Below are 1,318 nucleotides of genomic sequence, written 5' to 3' on the forward strand. Positions count from 1 at the left end.
TCGTATAACGTGCATTATGTTAAATGGGGAAAGTTAATGATTAAAATACATACAAATTTTGTTTTTTTCGCATATATCTAATAACAATCTTCTTCAATAATGGTGCTACCCAAACACAACCAAAAAAGGAAATTGTTATGTCAAAACCAGTTAATGCTCCAAGTACAACAGGTAATCCATCTGGTAAAGGTCGTGGAAATAATCCTCCACGTAAGTAAAACCATTAATTAGTAATCTGATAGATCAGAAGGCCATTGATTTGTGCCTTCTGATTTATATTTCGTACTGAACACATTGAAAATTGAATCTAAATCCTGAATACCCAAATTTTTTATCATAGATTCAGGTCTAATAAGAATTATGGAATATATATAGATTAACCATAAGCCCGTGAGTGAGAACCCATTAAAACAACTTAAGTCTTGATGTAATTTCTCCGCACCAACTATTTGATAAAGATGACTTAAGTAAAATGCTCCTTCTTTTTTTTCTTTCAATTTTCTTACCGAATATTTGATACGTTCAGCTTGTTCTTCATTTATCAAAGAAAAACCATCTTCATCCTTTGGAACCCCTTTAGAAAAGTCATAAGAGATGCCTATTTTTTTGTAGGATTCCATACATGCGATAACTTTAACTAGATTCCAAAAACGATGGTTTATTGATTTCTTTTTTCCATTTATTTTACCTATAATCAAATACTTATAAATAGAGATATTCTGAAAGTTATCCTTAAAAAGTATCGAATCAAGGTGAAATAATATTAAAAATATATTGTAATCTCTCTGCTGGAGAAAATTTAAGTTGATTAACTTTTTATAGTCATTAATAACAAAGTTACCTTGTAGAAATAGGTACATCTCTACAACGTTTCCCTTAGAAAAGTTATTTTTTTCTAGAGTGTTATATAGTTCAAGATGTTCATTCCAAATAGGAAATTCTTTATTTGGATATAGTTTCAAACTTTTGAGTTGTTTGATAAATTGAGACTCTGCTTTTAGCTTTTCTGGATGATCAACTATGTCATCAAATAATTCGGATGATTTTTGAGTTAAAGACTTCCCCGTAACAGTGGAATGGTAAACCTTAGCATTAATTTTGAAGGCTTCTTTACTATCATTTTTAACTATTTTTTTGAAATTTTTCGGTAAACCATACATCATTTTATGGTGATATGAACTTATGTGACTTGTTATCACAAAAGATTCAAAACTCGAAATTTCTTCTAAAGAGGAATAATGATTTTGCATTAACGGCCTAAGATAAAAAATTAGAATTATGCGATTTGTCTAAAATTAACATAATGCACGTTATACGA

1 protein-coding gene is annotated in these 1,318 nt (G+C 29.1%); it reads right to left on the reverse strand.

The annotated features are described in order from the left end of the window. Nucleotides 1-227: 227 nt before the first annotated feature. On the reverse strand, nucleotides 228-1,250 hold the full coding sequence (locus E2B99_RS14955) for a hypothetical protein (RefSeq protein ID WP_240687833.1): 1,023 nt from the start codon (nucleotides 1,248-1,250) through the stop codon (nucleotides 228-230). Between the last annotated feature and the right edge of the window lie 68 nt (nucleotides 1,251-1,318).

It is taken from the genome of Alkanindiges illinoisensis (assembly GCF_004377485.1).
Classification (GTDB): domain Bacteria; phylum Pseudomonadota; class Gammaproteobacteria; order Pseudomonadales; family Moraxellaceae; genus Alkanindiges; species Alkanindiges illinoisensis_A.

Excerpts from the sequence above, each read along its gene's own strand:
- E2B99_RS14955 (WP_240687833.1), bottom strand. The coding sequence starts at position 1,250 with ATGCAAAATCATTATTCCTCTTTAGAAGAAATTTCGAGTTTTGAATCT.